Raw genomic sequence first — 17226 nt, forward strand, 5'->3', positions numbered from 1 at the left:
CGTAGGGTCCGCCCTTATACAAGTTCGGGCGACCGGCAACAGGTACTCCGGATCCTATGTCGGCGCGGGCACTGGCACCGCTGGCCTCGGCGGGCAGCGTGCCGGCGACACAATCAACCTTGGCATCACCTGGGCGAAGGAAGTGAACGGTGATCGACGGGCGCAGATGACGATCGAGAAGGTCGGAGCGTCTGGCATGCGACTTACGACGGTCGATACCGATCCGAAGACGGGGAAGTCGGTTGTCACGAGCTGCATTGATCTGCGCCGGAGCTGATCCGGAGAATTCCCGTTGAGTAGCGATCAACCATGTCGTCCCATATAATCAACCCAACTTCAGCCCAGCACACCTCAGCCCCGTGGGTGGCAAGCAGATCGTCCAGTGCGCGATCGAGGCCAGTCCACGCGGATAAGCAGCACTCCGCGCGATGGAAGTGATGCTTCCGATTATTTCTTTCGCTTAGAAGCCGCCCAACCGCACGCCGCGCCAACGGCTATGCCGATTGCCATTCCAATTGGGACGCTGTCGAGCATCGTTGCACCGAATGCCGCCCCCAGACCGGCACCTACCCCGATCCCGAAAGCAGTTGCTCGCGCGGTCACTGGCCGCCCTCTCTCACTGTCGGCGACGCCGATGGACGTGGCTCGACTTCTCCTGGGGTGAAAAAAGTGAGATACGCCACAGCAAGAATGATCGCGATGACGAAGATAGTCAGCACCAATTTGATCATGCCTTTTGCGGCTTTTTGGTCTGTTTGGCTCATGCCGATTACAACATCGAGTTAGCATAGAAGTTCCGGGCACTCGGCATCGATTGCGGTTTGCCCGCGACGGATCGATTTTCACCCTCGGCAGAGTGCCGCTGCTCGGGCGATCCGTGTCGTTCTTGGGCGTCTGGTGAACGGCTGGCGCTCCCGGGTCTCGGGTGGCGGCCGGTTAAGCCGTTAGTAGCTTGACGACTTCATCAAGCGTCTCTTTGACCGGATAATAGCTCGGTTCGCCATCCTTCTGCAACACGGAGACATAGATGTGGGTGCTGCTGGGAAAAGGCCGGACGGCGACAACGTGTTCAGGATTAATGAAGACGAGTGGATCGTTAGGTCCTACGTAGTGGAACCGTACCAGTCTCATCTTGTCCTCCCAAGATTAGCTAGTTTCCGTCCATAAACGCTGGTTTTCTTGAGCTTGCAGCGCACTTGGGTTCCGCTTGGTGGCCGCTTTGAAGCCATGCGGTGTGGCTCATGGGTGCTAATTGCGGCGGCCAGGATTTCTGGTGGACATGCGCGCATTGGCAACTGCCGGCGTCACGCCGGTCCGGTTTTGGCTGGCGACATGGGATGTCAGGTCGGCCTGAGGCGGGCGAAGAGGGCGAGATTGTATGCGACCACCGAGGACCAGACATAAGCCTTGAAGTGGTCGAGCCCACGCCAGGTGCAGCGCCCCAAGCCGTAGGCGCGTTTGAGGCAGGAGATGCCGGCCTCGATGCCGGCGCGGAAGTTGCGCAGCTTGCGATAGACCCAGCGGCTCTTGACCATGTCTTCGATCCTGAGGCCGCACTTCTTGTGGAAGGCCATGTCGCAGATGCCCCAGGCTTTGGCTCGGCTCAAATTATCGCGGCTGGCATAGCCGCCGTCGGCCGCCGCCTGACGCGGCGCCTCGCCCCAGATGCCGATGTGGCGTTCCAGCATCGGCAGCAAGCGCTCGCTGTCGGCCGGGTTGCCGGTTTCGACGACGAGGTCGAGGATCAGCCCGCTTGTGCCGGTGGTCAAATTGATCTTATGGCCATACTCGACGTCGCGGCTGCCTTTGACGATGATGTCGGCATGCGGCTCGAACAAACTGACCAGCTTGTCGCCAGCCGGCACCGCCTCGCCGGCCAGGACCCGCCGCTCGGTCTGGGCGATGATCCGTTCGATCAGCGGCTTATAGTGGCGGAGTTGGGCCTGCCAGAGTTCGACCGCCGGGCCCGCCGCCAAGGGCAGTTGCGCCGCCGCCTGTTCGAGATAGCTCAAGGTGGTGCGCGTGATCCTGAGCAGCGCGCGATAGTGCTGAACTCGTTTCGGACGACCGCGGGTAAATTGGATCGCCCGGGATCGCTTCTTCGCCGCGCGGCAGTGATCGTGCCATGAGATGGCGCTGCCCAAGGAAGCCGCCTGCTGCAACAGCCGCACCATCACCCGCACGCAGTCCCACAAAAGACTACTGTCGCTCGGTTCGTGCATCAGCGCCGAAGTGACGGTGCTGTCGATGCGCACGACCTTGCCGCGTTCCACCTTGTCCTGCCGGGCGCTCGTCAACAGCACGCGATTGATCGCTTCAAAGGTCCCGGCCCGGATCGCGCTGATCGTCTTGTGCAAGACCGACTTCTTCGGGTTCCACCCCCACGGCAGCCGGGCAAAGGCCCGGAACGAGGCGGAATCTTCCAGATGAAAGGCCAACTCCTCATAACTCAACTGACGGTGTTGTTTGAGCAGGGCGCAACGCAGCACGGCCTCCGCCGGCAGGCCCTCGCGGCCGGTCTCCTTGACGCCGTGGCGGCGCAGGTCCTGCGCTACCAGCCCGAGCAGATCACGATGCTCATCCAGCCATTGCGACATGGCTTTCAGCTCGCGGCCGATCTCGTGTTCGGCGAAAAGATCGAATATATTGGCTTGGACGGTGCGTTCTTGGCGCATTGTCGGCTCCGGCGGTTGCGGGTTTGTCTTTAGAATCAATGGCTTGATCTAAAGTATACCTGAAACCGCCGGGCTTTGCCCGTCGCAATATCGCTATTCCTCCAATAATTTCAGTGGTTTACCGTTTGTGGACGGGCACTAGCTATTCCCGCCTAGAACGAGAAAAGTCGCGGTTGCTTGCAGGGCATCTCGTGGTGCCGGCAGGTATTTGAAGGTGCTACGGATCCAATTATGGAGCTGATCTGCGCTTCCGCCTACAAGGAGAACGGACGCTCGCCGCAGTGGCGACGCTCCCGGATGGCTCTGAACCGATCAACGGAGCGGCTACCTTGATCGTCCCGCATGGGATAAGGTTTCGATCATCGTTTTAGTGAACTGAACGCGCCGGTTGCCGCCGAGCGGCTCGGGACCTTCGACCATCGATCCATCTCATCGTGGGAGTAACCGCGATACCGTGCACCACGATCGAAACAAGGATGATCAGGAGCACTGTCGCCCAGACGGTTTGGACGTTCTCGAACTCGGCTTGACCCGTGGCGTATGCGAGATAATAGATCGACCCAAGCCCTCTGATGCCGAAGACGGCGATAATCACAGTTTCGCCGGGCGAATGTCCGGCTCCGAGTAAACTCAGCCAGCCGATGATTGGACGAACGAACGCGATCGCCAAAACGACGAAGGCCGAGACCCGCCAATCGATACCTGCCAGAAGCTGCCCGCTTGCCGCGATCGACCCGAGGCAGACAAGTAGGACCATCATCAGCAAGCGTTCTATCTGCTCCGAGAAATCATGAAGCTGCTCGTGAAAATCGTGGTCTCGTTCACTCGCTCTGAACGCGATCGCCGCAAGGAACACGGCGACGAAGCCGTAGCCACCGATTAGTTGAGTCAACCCATACGTGGTGAAGGTCATTCCAAGAGCGACGAAGCCGTCCTGCGTTTTTGCGAGGCTGCTTCCCATCATCCTGAACGACAAAAAACCGAAAGCCTTCCCCAGCGCCCATCCCATAAAGGCGCCCGCGGCCAGTCTCCAGAACACGTCCAGAAATGCCCAATGTTGCAAAAGGGAGACGCCCTCCTTCACGGCAAGCGCCAGGGCGATGGCAAGGTGGACGAACGGGAAGCTCAAGCCGTCGTTAAGCCCTGCTTCGGAGGTGAGCGCAAAACGGACCTCGTCCTCCTCTCCAGTCTGCGGTGGCCCGACCTGCACATCGCTGGCGAGGACCGGATCGGTCGGGGCAAGGCAAGCTCCGAGCAAAAGAGCAGACGCCGCTCCGAGACCCAGTATCCATGATCCGAGGAATGCGAGAACAACGATCGTCAGCGGCATTGCTATGCCCAGAAGCCGCCATGTCGTCATCCACCGCCTCCATCCAATCGGACGGTCTAGTTTAAGCCCTGCTCCCATCAGCGCGACAATGACGACGATCTCGGTCATCCGTTCGGTGAATTCGCGGTTCTCGAGAGGATTGAACTGCGGCAGAAGTGGGAACGGTGACCACGCAAGAAGCGCGCCAATGGCTAGACAGGCGATCGGGAGAGACAGTGGCAGTCGTCTCATTACCATCGGCAACCAGGCTGTCAGAAGCACGACCACGCCAACGATAGTAAGAGTGATGATATAAAGGTCCATTCACTCTGGTTTCCCGATGATCGATTTCTTACGCTCTAGCACACCGGGGCGAGCGATGTCCGGCGACAATCCGTTTCCAGCGGCCTTGGCCAAGGCGCTCCCGCGCCTTTCGCTGTTTACTGAACGTTCTTAATTTCACTCAGCTAATCGGCGAGAATGATACTTAAGTCAGATGATGCCGCGGGAAAGTCGGACTTAAGTCGGGCTAACAACCTCAGAAGCCACTTGCGTATTTCGGAAGAACGGGACAGTCGTTTCACTAAATCGCGGACAGTGGTTTCACTAATTCCGGGACAGCATGGTGTGGTCGATTTTCGCCTGCCTGGTTGAAGTCATGAGCGATTGATTTCGCCGTTTTCAGCGCCGGTCAAGTGGGATGGTGTTTTTTGCCGTCGCATGCTGTCGCCTTCAAGGGCAATGCGGTGCGCATTGTGGATGATCCGATCGAGGATTGCGTCTGCGATGGTCGGTTCTCCGATCATGTCATGCCACTGGGCGACAGGAAGCTGCGCGGTGATGAGCGTTGATTTCCGGCGATAGCGTTCCTCGAAGATTTCCAGCAGGTCGAGGCGTTGTTGATCTGTGAGCGTGTGCGTTCCCCAGTCGTCGAGGATCAGCAACTGGACGCGGGCGAGTTTGTCGACCAGGCGTGGAAAGCGGCCGTCAAGCCTGGCAAGGCCCAGATCTTCGAACAGACGCGGCATACGCAGGTAGAGGATGGAATGATCGAGCCGGGCAGCCTGACGGCCGAAGGCGCAGGCGAGCCAGGTTTTTCCCGTGCCGGTCTGGCCGGTGATGATCATATTCTCATGTGCCTTCAACCACGCCCCTTGCGCAAGCGACAGAGTGTTGCGGCGGTCGAGACCACGATGAGCGGCAAAGTCGATGTTCTCGATGCAGGCGTCGGGAAAGCGGAGCTTTGAAGCTGCAAGCCGGTTGGTCAGGCGCTTGTCGGATCGCAGAGCCGTTTCCCGATCGAGCATCAGGCCGAGCCACTCGTCGCGGCTGAGATCGCTGCTGTTGTTCTGAGCGGCAAGTTCGCGATAGGCCGTTGCCATTCCGGCAAGGCCAAGGGCCTGCATCTGATCGAGGGTTGGATGTGTCAGCATGGGTCTTTCCTTTCCTTCACTGGTAATAGGAGCCGCCGCGGATGTTGGTGTGCGGCGGGGTGGGTTTTGCCGGGTCTGTCTGGGGTTTGGTTCGATCGAGACCGGATTTGAGAATGGCGGCGACAGAGGAATAGGTGATGGAGTTGATGACCAGCGCCCGCTCGCACGCCGCTTCCAGGCGATCCGTCTCGTAACGGCGGGCAAGGGACAGAATGCCGAAGGCCGAGCGATATCCTTGTTCGGGATGAGGACGATCGCGCATCATCCGCTCGACCAGAATGGCGGTGTTCACCCCGATCCTTGCCGCCTGGTTCAAAAGCGATGCCGGCGTCGTGTTGGCATAACGCTGGTGGGATTTGGGCATATGCTCGTTGACCGTCACATGCCCGGATCGCTGAGAACGCCTGATATGGCTGGCAATCCGCTTGTGATCGAGAAATACCTCGACCACCCGGTGGGTCAGACGCACATCAACCTGTCGGCCGATCAAGCGGTGCGGCACAGAGTAGAAGGTCTTGTCGACCTCGACATGGTAATCGGGATGGACCTTCGCCGATTTCCATTCCGCATAGTCGAACGGCGTTGCTGGCAGCGGCGCAAGCGCCTTTCTCTCTACCTCCTCGAACAGGTCTCGGCGCGACTTTCCGATGTGGCGCATCGGGCGGTTGTTCAAGTCGTCAAGCAGAACCGAGATCGCGGCATTCAGATCAGCCAGACTGAAGAAGCGTCGGTTTCTGAGGCGAGCCAATATCCAGCGCTCGACGATCAGCACTGCACCTTCGACCTTGGCTTTGTCACGCGGCTTGCGGCTTCTGGTCGGCAGGATGGTCGTATCGTAATGTTCGGCCATAGCAGCGAAGGTGGCGTTGAGCGTCGGCTCGAACCACAGCGCCTTGGCGACGCCTGCCTTCAGGTTGTCGCACACGATCGCCTTCGTGACGCCGCCGAAGAAGCTCAGCGCGCGTTCCTGGCCCTCGATCCAGTCCGGCAGTTTCTGGCTGAAGCTGGCACAGGCGAATGTCAACGACGAGGCGGGAAGCATCGCCACAAAGATTTGTGCCGAATGGATGACGCCGGTCGAAGGGTCGATGATGGGGATGGTGTGGCCGGCATAATCCGTCTGCATCACCGCGCCCGCCTCATGACGGTTGCGGAACGTCGCGTGAGCGCGGCGTTCGAAGACGGCAAAACGGTCGCAAAACCATGTGTAGCCGTAGCCGTCGGGATGGCTCGCCCTGTATTCCTGCCAGAGCAGCGTCAGCGTTACACCCTTGCGCTTCAGCTCGGCGGAAACGGACCGCCAATCCGGCTCGACCAAGTCCTGTGGCGGCCGGCCAACGCGCCGGAAAAGATGTCGCTCCAGCGCGGCATCATCGTCCAGGCCCGCAGGCAACGGCCAGACCGAAAGTCCGGTCTCCCTCGCTCGCAACAGATACGTCGCCACAGAGGTTTTGCTGATCTTCAGGCGTTCCGAAACGGCGCGAACCGAAAGGCCCTGCTCGTGCGTCAGTCGCAGTATCGATCGAATGTCTTTCACTGTCGTTCGTCTCGCTTGCTTCCGTCTTGGCATGGCCCCTCTCAACCGATGATGAGGAGGCAATCTGCCAGAACGGCGCTTGCGAAAATCGACCTTAAATCCACGTCCGAGACTGTCCCGGAATTAGCGGAATCGCTGTCCCGTATTTACTGAAATCGCTGTCCGCGAATTACCGGAATCGCTGTCCCGAAATTAGTGAAACACGCACCACTACTCATGTATTAGATTGAGGTCACGTATAGGTCCGCTGAGGGGGGCGGAACGGGAGGAAGATATGAAGTTCAGCTCTGACAGCTACGGCCATGAAGAGTGCTGTTCACAAGGCCATAGTTCGGCGTCGACCATCGCGACAATCGAAGCAGCCCTTTCCGCCGATTCAAACATCGACAGCAGTGCCATCCAGATCAGGATGCTCGGCCCTGTCGTCCTGCTCGAAGGCTACATAACAAACACCGCAGACCGCGAGAAAGCCATCTCGCTTGTGGCGATGATCGTCGGCCAGGAGAACGTCCAGGACCGAATGCTGAGCCGTTTCCCCAGCAGTAGCCGACGGGATTTAGACGGGCTGGGACTAAGGTACTAAGGTAGATAGCCCCGGTATGAAGTCCTCGAACAGTTCCTCTGTTTGACGGTGGCCCCCAGCGGAGCCAACCGCATCAACGGAGGACGGCGGCGCGCTACCGTTTCCCGCAGGCACCGCAATCGTAGAGCACGTTGGCTAAATTCCTGCACCTTGTCGTAAAGCAAGAGAAGTGGTCGACGAAGCATCCGACATCACGTTTGTCGCTCATGTCGCTCCGATGAAATAGAAAAGTGACATATATGGCAAAGGGGTCGCGACCGCGTCGGATTGAAGGCGACTCTTTCAGGGCGGCGGGAAACGAAAGCACCTGCACCGTCAAGGAATACGAGCGGCGAAGGAGAACCGATTTTCAATTCGATGCAGCGGATGGCCTGTCGGAAGGCAGTCCGCGCCGCGCTATCTTCCGAACTACGGTTTTGAGACTTACGGGCGTCGACATGACTAGACCGGATCGGGCCGCCTGCGCTATCGACGTCTCGATGAAGTCGGCATCGATCTCGGACGGGTCGATCGGCGCATAATCCAGACCATTCGCCGTCGGCATGAGAAGCCCTACGCGCAGGTCAGGCTTAAGTCGCTTCAGTCGTCGAACGATCTGACGGGCGCGAGACTTCGAATTGCCGTTTAGAAATATGACGATCGCCGTGTCGACCCCGTCGATGGGAACAGCGAGAGATCCTCGCGCGGCATGATCGGAGTATGATGACGTCGTTGACGTTGCTCCCTGGACCTCCAGCACCTGCGAAAGCATCGCGGCGGCCGCGTCGTCCAAACCGCCGCGGCCTCCGATGCACAATAAGGAGCGGCCCTGGCCATCGGGAAGTTCCCGTTCGGAACCCGTTTCGAGACCGGCGTCCGATGCGGTCTCGTCCTCGTTCTCCTCCTCCTCCGCAATGTCCGACAGGTTCTCCACCAAAGACAGCGAGCTGGACGCCACCAGAATGATCTGGTTTTCCGACAATACGCCGCGCTGACGGTCGGTCTCGCCAAGCAGGAGCGCAGGAAGGCCCACATTGTCGTAATAGTCGACGAGATATTCCTCTTGCAGGAACTCCTCGGCGTTGTCGGAGGCTTCGTTCGGATCGCCCGCGAGGAGACGCTGGTAGAGTTTCTCGTGAGGCTCCAGAACCGGCTCGTTGCCAAGCAGGACATCGAGGACGCCGAACTGGGGAACATGTCTTCCGAGCACGACCAGACAGACAGTCAAAGGCGTCGATAGCATCAGTCCCAGCGGCCCCCACAGCCACGACCAGAAGATCGCCGAGATAATGATCGCCAGAGGCGAAAGACCGGTGTTTGCCCCGTAGAGCCATGGCTCGAGCACGTTGTTGCTGACGAGTTCTGTGGTCAGATAGAGAGCGCCGACCCAGACCACGAGCGACCAGCCAGGCGCGATCGCGAGGGCCAGAAACAACGGAAGGATCATGCCGATGATCGCGCCGATATATGGTACGAACCGCAGAACAAGTGTGAGCAGCCCCCAGAGGATGGCGTTCGGAATGCCGAGCGCCCATAGGCCGATGGAGATCGGCACGGCGTAGAGCGTGTTCACCACCAACTGCATCAGCAGGTATCGCCCGACCCGGTTGCCTGCGTCCTGCAGAGCCGCGGTCGTCCGGTGGAGATCTCCCAAGCCAACCAGCCGGATGAAACGGTCGCGCAGGTCTTCTCGCTCGAGGAGCATGAAGATCACCAGCACGACCACGAGACCAGCAGTCGCGAACGGGCTGATGAGCGGCAGAAGAAGGTTGCCTAGCGTCTGGATCGGATCGGAACGTGTCACGATCTCGACTGGCATTGGTTCGCGGGTCGTGGGCGTCTGGGCGGTCGGGCTCTTGCTTTCGATGGCCCGCGTCTGGATCTCGGCGCCGACGCGTTCGACCGCCCTGCTCAGATGGTCGAGGACGCCGTTTCCGGCGCCCGCTTGGGCGAGGGAATGAACCTTGTCGACCAGATTTCTTTGGTAGGTGGGGATGTTCTCCGCAAGGTTCGTCACCTGCGTCGCCACGACCATGCTGAATACGCCGATCGCGCAAAACGCCGACACGACGGCGAGAAGAACAGCGGCGATCTTTGGAACGGAGCGCTTGCGAAGGAAAGAGACGATCGGGGCCAGCGTGAACGCAAGGAGAAGCGAAAGCGCGAGGGGAACGAAGATCTCCTGGCCCAGCCGGAGGATGACGGCCACTCCAATGAGGATCAATATCGTGCTGCCCGACAGCTTGCTGCGAAGCTCGCCCTCTGCAAGTCGATGGGGATCGCCGGTCGGCGCCTTCGTGGTCTTTGAAAGTTCCGCGCCGTTCACCGCCCGCCCCCTATCTTCAGAGGAAAACCTATACGCTCGACATGGATGGAGGCGCACATCCTATTCGTAAGTGTTCAGTCGTATCGCAGGCTGGCTTTCAAGTCTCTAAGTTCGCCGTCCTGTCTAAGCGCGGCTTGCTCGGTGCCGAGGCGACAGGCTTCGTTGGTCGCCGATATCACCTCGTTCAATTGGTCGATCTGCCCCTGAAGTTCGAATGCCATGCAAGTCGAGGTGAGCCTGCTGCCATCGACGACAGCCTGCCGCCTCATCGCGGTTGCGGGTTGCTTCCACGCATCCGTGAACGCGTCGCGCCAGTAGGCAGGCGCCTCGGCAGACAAGTTGAGAACCATGTTCATCAACGGCCCGCTTTCAGCCGGGCCGGACGCATCTGCATCCAGTTCGGTTATTCTGATGTCCTGGAACTCGGTCACGTTCTTCTCCTTATGGCATGGGGCAGGCGGCGAACGTATCGCCCGCCGAGTGCGGATTAACTGCCTGCGGACAGCAGCATGAGGGCTGACCCCGTCTCCGTCGTACTTCGCGCCAAGCTTCGTCCAGTCGCTTGGTTGGATGTCGCGGCCGTCGTCCTTGTTCGTCATGGAAACCCTTGCTGATTGACGGCGGTGACTAAGAGTGAAGATGTCCGGCCAGGCGAGCCGGCCGGACGAATGGTTAGGCAGCCTTTTCGGCGTTCTGATTGACGACCTTCGTCGCGATCGACGTCAGGGCGATATCGGTCGCCTGTTCCTCGTCGAGCGTCGTCTGCAGGAGCTTCGCGGCGTCCTTCATGCCAAGCTCGAGCGCCCAGGTGCGCAGCGTTCCGTAGCGCGACATCTCGTAATGTTCGACAGCCTGCGCGGCGGCGAGCAGGCCGGCGTCGAGGGCGGGCGTGCCGGCATACTCTTCCATGATCTCCGAGCCTTCCTTGATGATGCCCATTATGGCGTCGCAGGTCTTCTGTTCCGGCTTCTTGCCTATGATCTTGAAGACTTCCTCAAGGCGCTCAACGTGCACCTTGGTTTCGGCCAGATGCTTGATGAAGGCGTCCTTGAGCTGCTTGCTCTGGGCGGCGTCGTTCATCTTTGGAAGCGTGGCGACGATCTTATGCTCGGCGAAATAGACGTCCTTCAACGTGTCGTGAAAGAGAATGTCGAGTGTCTTGGGCTCTTTGGCCATGATGGAGATCCTTGGTTTATGGAGGATGGGATGCGTGGCCACGTCACGGCTGAGTTGAAGCGGTCACTGCGCGAAGGCACTGGGCGACGAAGCGGTGGCTTCGTCTCGGTATGTCATGCTTGATTTGGGAACGCCCTTTTTGGTTCGATCGCGATCACACGACCAGCAACTGCCCCGTAGAGTTTTAGTTCCTTGCATGCCCGAATATACCCCGACTGCGAACAGCGGTTCACGTCGTGGAACATGTGCTTCGAGCCGCCCGAGCGGGCGCTGGTACTCCGCTACCATCACACTCGGGAATATCTTCCCGTCGGGGTGCCTTAACGACCGTCTTGGGGCGCAAAGCAGCCTTCCTTCGACGACGAAAATCCCATCACGGTCTGACAGCGTTCATGCAGCCATCTGCTCGCAATGGCGTTCTTTGCAGTTCGACTCGCGAAATAGCTGAGCGTTTAACTCTACAGGTTCAATTTTAACGCGGAGGAAATTCAAATCCCCCTGTTTGAAGATTTTGCCGATACGCAATGCGTTGTTTATACGGGAAAATTTGACTTGCAATCGAGTCGCAGGTGCAAACCTAGGCGGGCTTACCAACGAGGATGAAGTGCGCGAGGTACTGAGCGCCGGTGACGAGCAAGGAGTAAAGATGTCGGAGCAGGAACCACCGGTCCCGACTATCGGCGTGCCTCCATCGTCAACTTTCTGAAACCTCTTGCATGGTTTGCTTGCGGGCTCGATGAAGACCGCCATATAACGCGCGATGACGTATGATTCGAAGATTTTCGTCGGCCTGAGGCCAACAAGCAAAAAATCAGCTCCGCTCCGCGAGCCTTACCAGTCGAAATGCCAGTGGGACGGTTGCGACAGCGGCGGCGCCAATCGCGCGCCCGTTGGGCGAGATGCGGAGGGTTTGTACCTGGTGTTCTGCCCGCAACATGCGAGGGAATACAATAAGGGATATAATTTCGCGAGCAATCTGTCTGATCCAGCGACCGCCCGCTATCAGAGGGAAGCAGCAAACGGCAGCCGTAAGACGTGGGGGACCCGCGTTGATGAGGCGACAGAGATGCCGCTTCCTTCGACCGTTCGCTCCGGTACGGCAAAAACCCTTAACGCACGCAAGATTGCTGCACGACATCAAGCTACGAAAGCTGATCTCCAGCGGCGTAAGCTCAAGGTATTGGAAGCAAAAGCCTTTGAAACGCTCGGTCTTTCGCAGGACGCGACGCCTGAGGAAATTAGACGTCGCTACAAACTGATGCTCAAGATGCACCATCCGGACGCTAACCGAGGAGATCGAAACTCCGAAGATGAACTCCGCGCGGCAATCGACGCCCATAAGATCCTCAAGCTGAACGGGTTCTGCTAGATCTGAGACACGCTCTCTGCGGTCAATGATGAGTGTGAGCTGGAGGTTTTTGACAGATCGATGCAGAGCAACTCGGCAGCGCGACCGCTCGCGGCAGGAGGTCATCGCGTCTCCGGCCAGGCATCCTGATCTGTTGTAATTGAAATTAACACAAACCTGCCGCGGCATATTTTCTATGGAATTAGCCTATTACAGGATAACCGTTTCGCTGTCACATGGAAGAGAGGATCTGATTGCTCGTGGCAACTGAGAGGCTCCACTAGGTTCTTGGTCGAACCAAGGAGGCCGGAATGTCGTGCACCAAACTCACCAAGTTATTCTTCGGACTTGCTCTTTCAATCTCGGCGCTGACGTCGACACAGGCGTCCGCGGATGCCACGCTGGACCGCATCAAGGGACGTGGTACGCTAACGGTCGGCGTGATCCTCTCGGGTGCGCCTTTCGGCTATATTGATCCGAAGACGCAGGCGCAGAAAGGCTTCAATCTCGACATCGCCCAGGCGCTGGCCGATGACCTCGGCGTCAAGCTCGAGACGGTGACGGTGACGCCGCCGAACCGCGTGCAGTTCCTGCAGCAAGGCAAGGTCGATATCCTCATCGCCAACATGCAGTACACCGAGGACCGTGCCAAGATTCTCGACTACGTACCAACGCCCTATGACCGCAGCGGTGGCGCCGCCGTGGTGCGCAAGGACAGCGGTCTGAAGGACTGGGCCGACCTGAAGGGCAAGCCGGTCTGCGTGTCGCAGGGCTCCAACTATACGCAGCCTCTGATGGAAGAATACGGCGCAGTTGTTAAGGCGCTTCCGAGCCAGCCGGAATCACTGCTCGCGCTTCAGGGCGGCAACTGCGTTGCGGCCGTGCATGTCGGCGCGACAGTCGGCCTCCTGCTTCAGGACCGATCAGAAGAATGGAAGGACTATGCCATTCCCTTCCCCAGCGAGCTGATCCCATCGGATTCGGTGATTTGGTTGCGCAAGGGAGAGAAGGATACGCAGGCGGCCCTGGATGCTGGCGTCAAGAAGCTGCACGCGTCCGGTAAGCTGCTGGAATTCGCCAAAGCCAACCGGCTACTAAATACCCAGTACCTGCAGCAGGCAAACAAGACGCTTTCCGCCAGCAAGTAAGCGGCGGGACCGGCAGAGCACATGCAGGACATCAATCTCACCGACCTGTTCGTTAGTCTGACGGGCAGGCTCGGCCTGAATTACGAATTCCTCGCGACGGGATACGAGGCGCAGATCTGGCGTGATGGGTTCATCACCACGCTCTATCTGATCGCTTTGCTCATCCCTGTCAGCCTGGTGGCCGGCCTGCTCTTTGCCGCCGGCCTGACATCGGGCCGGGTCTGGCTTTCGGCGCCGGTGCGGGCCTTCGTGGAAATCACCCGCAACACGCCGACGCTGGTGCAGCTGATGTTCAGCTTCCTCGTCCTCAACACCTTCGTGTCGGATCTGGTCGGGGGCGCCCAGAACAATCCGCTGTCGCCGTTCTTCTGGGTGGTGGCGGTGGTCGGGCTGCATATCGCGGCCCTGCATGCCGAAGCGATCCGCGCCGGCATCGAGGCGGTGCCCACTTCGACCGTCGAGGCAGCCCGCGGCATTGGCTTCAGCCAGTTGCAGATCCTGCGTTACGTCGAAGTGCCGCTGGCATTGCGGGCATCGCTGCCGGCAATCGTCAACAATCTCGTCAATCTCGTGAAGCTCACCACGGTCGGCAACGCGATCGCGGTGAGCGAAATCACCTATGCCTCGATCATGGTCTGGACGCAGCGCGACAACGTCGTCTCGCTGATGATCGTCATCCTCTTGTTCTTCAGCCTCATCAACATCGTCGTCGCCCGTGTCGGCCTGTGGGTGGAGCGCAGGCTCGCCGTTCCAGGATACGGTCTATGACGGTCGCCACGCGCTTCCAACCGCGCAGGAGCAGCAAGATCCTGCGCAATGTCGGCTTCGTGGCGATGCCGTTCCTCGTTCTCTTCTGGTCGCTCGCCGACCTGACGCTCGGCCGCGAATTGCTCGAATGGGTCCCCTATCTCGCTTCCGGCTTCGGGATGAACATCCTTATCGCCCTGTGCGCCATGGCGCTGGGCACGCTGGTCGGCGTGCTGTTTGGCATTCTCGAACTCGTGCCCTACCGGCTGCTGCGCTATCCGGTCGTCGCCTATGTGCAGATTTTCCGCAACGCGCCGCATCTCGTGCTAATCTTCGCTACGACCTATATCTTTCCCTTCGAAATCGTCGTGTTCGGCAACTACCTGCCCTTTCCCGACTGGGTGAAAGCCGTCATCGGGCTTGCCATTCCGGCCAGCGCCTATGTCGCCGAAATCACCCGCGGCGCGATCCTCTCCATTCCGACCACCCAGTGGGAGGCGGCCAAGGGCCTCGGTTTCTCGCGCAATCAGGCGCTACGCTGGATCATCCTGCCGCAATGCCTGCGCCGTTCGCTGCCGCCATGGATGAACGTCGCAGCCTCGATCACCATGGGCACGGCGCTCGCCTCGCTGGTCGGGGTGCACGAATTGCTGCATGCGGCGACCGATGCCAGCACTGCCGTGCGCCGGCTCGATTTCACGGTCATCGCCTATATCGTGGTGATGGCCGCCTTCTTCACGCTTTGCTACCCGATCGCCCGCCTGACCCGTCGCCTGGAACGTCGCTTCAACGCGGCCTGAGGAATTGAGACGATGAACATATCCGCCGACAATGCGATCGTCCGCCTGGAAGACGTGCATCTGTCTTTCGGCCAAACCAAGGTGCTGAAGGGAATAGACCTTACCGTCAACAGGGGTGAGGCGGTCTCCGTCATCGGCCCGTCAGGCTCGGGCAAGTCGACGATCCTTCGCTGCATCAACGCGCTGGTGCAGCCGCAGAGCGGTCGCATCACGGTCAACGGTACCCGTGTCGACCAACTAACCCGAGAGAGCGAGCGCATCGCGCTGCGTAAGCGCATCGGCATCGTGTTCCAGCAATACAATCTGTTTCCGCATCTGACGGTGCTCGACAACATCGTGCTAGCGCCAACCCGCATTCTTGGCACCGACAGGCGCGAGGCGGAAAAGCTCGCCCGCGAACTGCTGGACAAGGTGCGGCTTACCGAAAAGGCAAATGCCTACCCCGGTCAGCTGTCTGGTGGCCAGCAGCAGCGCGTGGCGATTGCGCGGGCTCTGGCAATGAAACCGGAACTCGTCCTGTTCGATGAGGTGACATCGGCGCTCGACCCGGAGACTGTCGGCGAAGTGCTGTGGGTGATCCGCGATCTCATTCGCGACGGCATGACCAGCATTCTCGTGACGCATGAAATGCGCTTTGCCGAGGAGATCAGCGACACCGTCGTCTTTACCGAGAACGGTCGCATCGTCGACCAAGGCTCGCCCGAGCACATTTTCCACAGCGCAGACAATCCCCGTGTGCGCCAATTCGTCAGTGGGCTTTCCGGGCGCGGCGCGGTGCGCGGCGGCGAAGGCATCTAGGATTTTTTCATGACCACGACATCCGCACCGCTGACCCGCGCCTTTGCCGAGGCGATCGTCGCCTCGGACCCGAAGACCGATGCCGCCGCAATGGAAGCGGCACGTACGGCGATCGTCGATTTCCTCGCCTGCACGATCGCCGGCGCCACCGATCGCACCACCGCCGTCCTGGCCGACGCCGTCGGCGCCAATCTGCCGGGCGAAGCAATCCTGATCGGAGCCAAGCGCCGCACCGATCCGCTGGTTGCCGCCGTGGTTAACGGTTATGCCGGTCATGTTCTAGACTATGACGACGTACATGCCAGCGTGCGCGGCCATCCGACCACGGTGATCGTCCCGGCCCTGCTGGCGCTTGCCGCCGAGCGGGAGTTTAGCGCGGACGCGCTAGTCGCCTCCTATGTGGTCGGGCTCGAGGCTATGGCGCGGCTCGGCCTGTCGATCGGCTCTAAGCATTACGAGAACGGCTTTCATGCCACGGCGACGCTCGGCACGATTGGCGCCGCAGCCGCGATCGCGCATCTGACGCGGGCCTCGGCAAAGGAAGCCGCCATTGCGCTCGGCCTCGCTGCGACCCAGTCCTCCGGGCTGCGGCTGCAGTTTGGTTATGATGCGAAACCCTATCATGCCGGCATGGCGGCGCGATCCGGCCTGCTGTCGGCACGGTTGGCCGCGGCCGCTTTCGGTGGCGCGCCGGATTTCCTCGACAATCCGGTCAGTTTCCACTCGGCTTATGCCTTCGGTGCCGAGCGCCCCGCCGCCGTGACCGAGAACTGGGGGACCCCTTGGCAGATCGTGGCGCCGGGATTGACCCTGAAAGCCTATCCCTGCTGCACCGCCAGTCATCCCGTCGCCTCGCTCGGCATCGATCTGCATCGCGAAGGGCTTGCGGTGGACGCGATCGAAAGCATCACCTTCACCTATCCACCTGGCGCCGATGCCGCGCTGGTGGTGAGCAAGCCGACAAACGGCATCGAGGCTCGCTTCAGCCCGGAATACGTGTTCTCGGCAGCGCTGATCGACGGTGCCCTGCGGCTCGACCATTTCGACCACCGACCGTTGCAGCCGGACCTGATGGCGCTGGCCGGCCGTGCCGGACGTCGCCATGACGAGACCGCGCCGCGCATGTCCAGCGATCCGAAGACGCGCTTCGTGATCCTTGATATTGCGCTCCGCGACGGCAGTACGCTCACCCGCCGCTTCGATGGTCTTCCCGGCGTGACCGATCCGGCGACAAAGTTCCGCGACGCGACCGCCGGCAACCCGGCATTCGCAGAGATTCCCTCGCTGGTCCGCACGATGAGCAGCGCCACCGATCTGAACCGGCTGCTGGCACTGCTCAACCAGGACCCTGTCTGAAAACCAACCGA

General features: G+C 60.0%; 15 protein-coding genes and 1 pseudogene. 8 read left to right on the plus strand and 8 right to left on the minus strand.

Annotated features, from left to right (window positions below; genetic code table 11):
• Window positions 1-34 precede the first annotated feature (34 nt).
• Window positions 35-277: pseudogene (locus BA011_RS28785) on the plus strand (hypothetical protein); the annotation flags it as partial.
• 322 nt (window positions 278-599) lie between these two features.
• Here BA011_RS28785 and BA011_RS44505 read toward each other — a convergent pair.
• From BA011_RS44505 to istA, 5 genes are all read right to left on the minus strand, one after another.
• On the minus strand, window positions 600-764 hold the full coding sequence (locus tag BA011_RS44505) for a hypothetical protein (RefSeq protein WP_170964850.1): 165 nt from the start codon (window positions 762-764) through the stop codon (window positions 600-602).
• Between the two features lie 576 nt (window positions 765-1340).
• Window positions 1341-2675: an ISNCY family transposase gene (locus BA011_RS28795; protein ID WP_065279157.1), complete on the minus strand. Its 1335-nt coding sequence runs from the start codon at window positions 2673-2675 to the stop codon at window positions 1341-1343.
• A 367-nt stretch (window positions 2676-3042) separates the two neighbouring features.
• Window positions 3043-4308 (minus strand): cation:proton antiporter, encoded by a 1266-nt coding sequence (locus BA011_RS28800; protein WP_065283333.1) that lies wholly within the window; start codon window positions 4306-4308, stop codon window positions 3043-3045.
• A gap of 332 nt (window positions 4309-4640) precedes the next feature.
• Window positions 4641-5417, minus strand: a complete 777-nt coding sequence (gene istB / locus BA011_RS28805; RefSeq protein WP_065279981.1) for an IS21-like element helper ATPase IstB — start codon at window positions 5415-5417, stop codon at window positions 4641-4643.
• Window positions 5418-5433: 16 nt separating this feature from the next.
• A complete protein-coding gene (istA, locus tag BA011_RS28810) occupies window positions 5434-6987 on the minus strand; it encodes an IS21 family transposase (RefSeq protein ID WP_065279982.1) in 1554 nt (517 codons plus the stop codon).
• Between the two features lie 241 nt (window positions 6988-7228).
• Between istA and BA011_RS28815 the strand changes: the two genes are divergently transcribed.
• A complete protein-coding gene (locus tag BA011_RS28815; protein ID WP_065283334.1) occupies window positions 7229-7537 on the plus strand; it encodes a BON domain-containing protein in 309 nt (102 codons plus the stop codon).
• A gap of 349 nt (window positions 7538-7886) precedes the next feature.
• On the opposite strand, the gene BA011_RS28820 is transcribed toward BA011_RS28815, so the two are convergent.
• The 3 genes from BA011_RS28820 to BA011_RS28830 all read right to left on the minus strand — a co-directional run bounded on the left by BA011_RS28820 (window position 7887) and on the right by BA011_RS28830 (window position 11018).
• A complete protein-coding gene (locus tag BA011_RS28820) occupies window positions 7887-9842 on the minus strand; it encodes an AI-2E family transporter (protein ID WP_065283335.1) in 1956 nt (651 codons plus the stop codon).
• A gap of 74 nt (window positions 9843-9916) precedes the next feature.
• Window positions 9917-10441: a hypothetical protein gene (locus BA011_RS28825; RefSeq protein ID WP_237352715.1), complete on the minus strand. Its 525-nt coding sequence runs from the start codon at window positions 10439-10441 to the stop codon at window positions 9917-9919.
• Between the two features lie 73 nt (window positions 10442-10514).
• Complete coding sequence (locus BA011_RS28830; protein WP_065283336.1) at window positions 10515-11018, minus strand: ferritin-like domain-containing protein; 504 nt, start codon at window positions 11016-11018, stop codon at window positions 10515-10517.
• Window positions 11019-11778: 760 nt separating this feature from the next.
• On the opposite strand from BA011_RS28830, the gene BA011_RS28835 reads away from it, so the two are divergent.
• The 6 genes from BA011_RS28835 to BA011_RS28860 all read left to right on the plus strand — a co-directional run bounded on the left by BA011_RS28835 (window position 11779) and on the right by BA011_RS28860 (window position 17215).
• Complete coding sequence (locus BA011_RS28835; RefSeq protein ID WP_065283337.1) at window positions 11779-12387, plus strand: J domain-containing protein; 609 nt, start codon at window positions 11779-11781, stop codon at window positions 12385-12387.
• Window positions 12388-12677: 290 nt separating this feature from the next.
• The gene (locus BA011_RS28840) at window positions 12678-13514 is read left to right on the plus strand and encodes a transporter substrate-binding domain-containing protein (RefSeq protein ID WP_065283338.1); all 837 of its coding nucleotides are present in this window, start codon (window positions 12678-12680) and stop codon (window positions 13512-13514) included.
• Between the two features lie 21 nt (window positions 13515-13535).
• A complete protein-coding gene (locus BA011_RS28845; RefSeq protein WP_065283339.1) occupies window positions 13536-14282 on the plus strand; it encodes an amino acid ABC transporter permease in 747 nt (248 codons plus the stop codon).
• 65 nt (window positions 14283-14347) lie between these two features.
• Window positions 14348-15061, plus strand: a complete 714-nt coding sequence (locus BA011_RS28850; RefSeq protein WP_237352742.1) for an amino acid ABC transporter permease — start codon at window positions 14348-14350, stop codon at window positions 15059-15061.
• Between the two features lie 12 nt (window positions 15062-15073).
• Complete coding sequence (locus tag BA011_RS28855; protein WP_065283341.1) at window positions 15074-15859, plus strand: amino acid ABC transporter ATP-binding protein; 786 nt, start codon at window positions 15074-15076, stop codon at window positions 15857-15859.
• A gap of 9 nt (window positions 15860-15868) precedes the next feature.
• The gene (locus BA011_RS28860; protein WP_065283342.1) at window positions 15869-17215 is read left to right on the plus strand and encodes an MmgE/PrpD family protein; all 1347 of its coding nucleotides are present in this window, start codon (window positions 15869-15871) and stop codon (window positions 17213-17215) included.
• Window positions 17216-17226 lie beyond the last annotated feature (11 nt).

It is taken from the genome of Rhizobium leguminosarum (assembly GCF_001679785.1).
GTDB classification, from domain to species: Bacteria; Pseudomonadota; Alphaproteobacteria; order Rhizobiales; family Rhizobiaceae; genus Rhizobium; species Rhizobium leguminosarum_R.

Bases quoted from the DNA above. Each gene is read 5' to 3' on its own strand.
- BA011_RS44505 (WP_170964850.1), bottom strand. From the start codon at position 764: ATGAGCCAAACAGACCAAAAAGCCGCAAAAGGCATGATCAAATTGGTG.
- BA011_RS28795 (WP_065279157.1), bottom strand. From the start codon at position 2,675: ATGCGCCAAGAACGCACCGTCCAAGCCAATATATTCGATCTTTTCGCC.
- BA011_RS28800 (WP_065283333.1), bottom strand. From the start codon at position 4,308: ATGGACCTTTATATCATCACTCTTACTATCGTTGGCGTGGTCGTGCTT.
- istB (WP_065279981.1), bottom strand. From the start codon at position 5,417: ATGCTGACACATCCAACCCTCGATCAGATGCAGGCCCTTGGCCTTGCC.
- istA (WP_065279982.1), bottom strand. From the start codon at position 6,987: ATGCCAAGACGGAAGCAAGCGAGACGAACGACAGTGAAAGACATTCGA.
- BA011_RS28815 (WP_065283334.1), top strand. From the start codon at position 7,229: ATGAAGTTCAGCTCTGACAGCTACGGCCATGAAGAGTGCTGTTCACAA.
- BA011_RS28825 (WP_237352715.1), bottom strand. From the start codon at position 10,441: ATGACGAACAAGGACGACGGCCGCGACATCCAACCAAGCGACTGGACG.
- BA011_RS28830 (WP_065283336.1), bottom strand. From the start codon at position 11,018: ATGGCCAAAGAGCCCAAGACACTCGACATTCTCTTTCACGACACGTTG.
- BA011_RS28835 (WP_065283337.1), top strand. From the start codon at position 11,779: ATGACGTATGATTCGAAGATTTTCGTCGGCCTGAGGCCAACAAGCAAA.
- BA011_RS28840 (WP_065283338.1), top strand. From the start codon at position 12,678: ATGTCGTGCACCAAACTCACCAAGTTATTCTTCGGACTTGCTCTTTCA.
- BA011_RS28845 (WP_065283339.1), top strand. From the start codon at position 13,536: ATGCAGGACATCAATCTCACCGACCTGTTCGTTAGTCTGACGGGCAGG.
- BA011_RS28850 (WP_237352742.1), top strand. From the start codon at position 14,348: ATGCCGTTCCTCGTTCTCTTCTGGTCGCTCGCCGACCTGACGCTCGGC.
- BA011_RS28855 (WP_065283341.1), top strand. From the start codon at position 15,074: ATGAACATATCCGCCGACAATGCGATCGTCCGCCTGGAAGACGTGCAT.
- BA011_RS28860 (WP_065283342.1), top strand. From the start codon at position 15,869: ATGACCACGACATCCGCACCGCTGACCCGCGCCTTTGCCGAGGCGATC.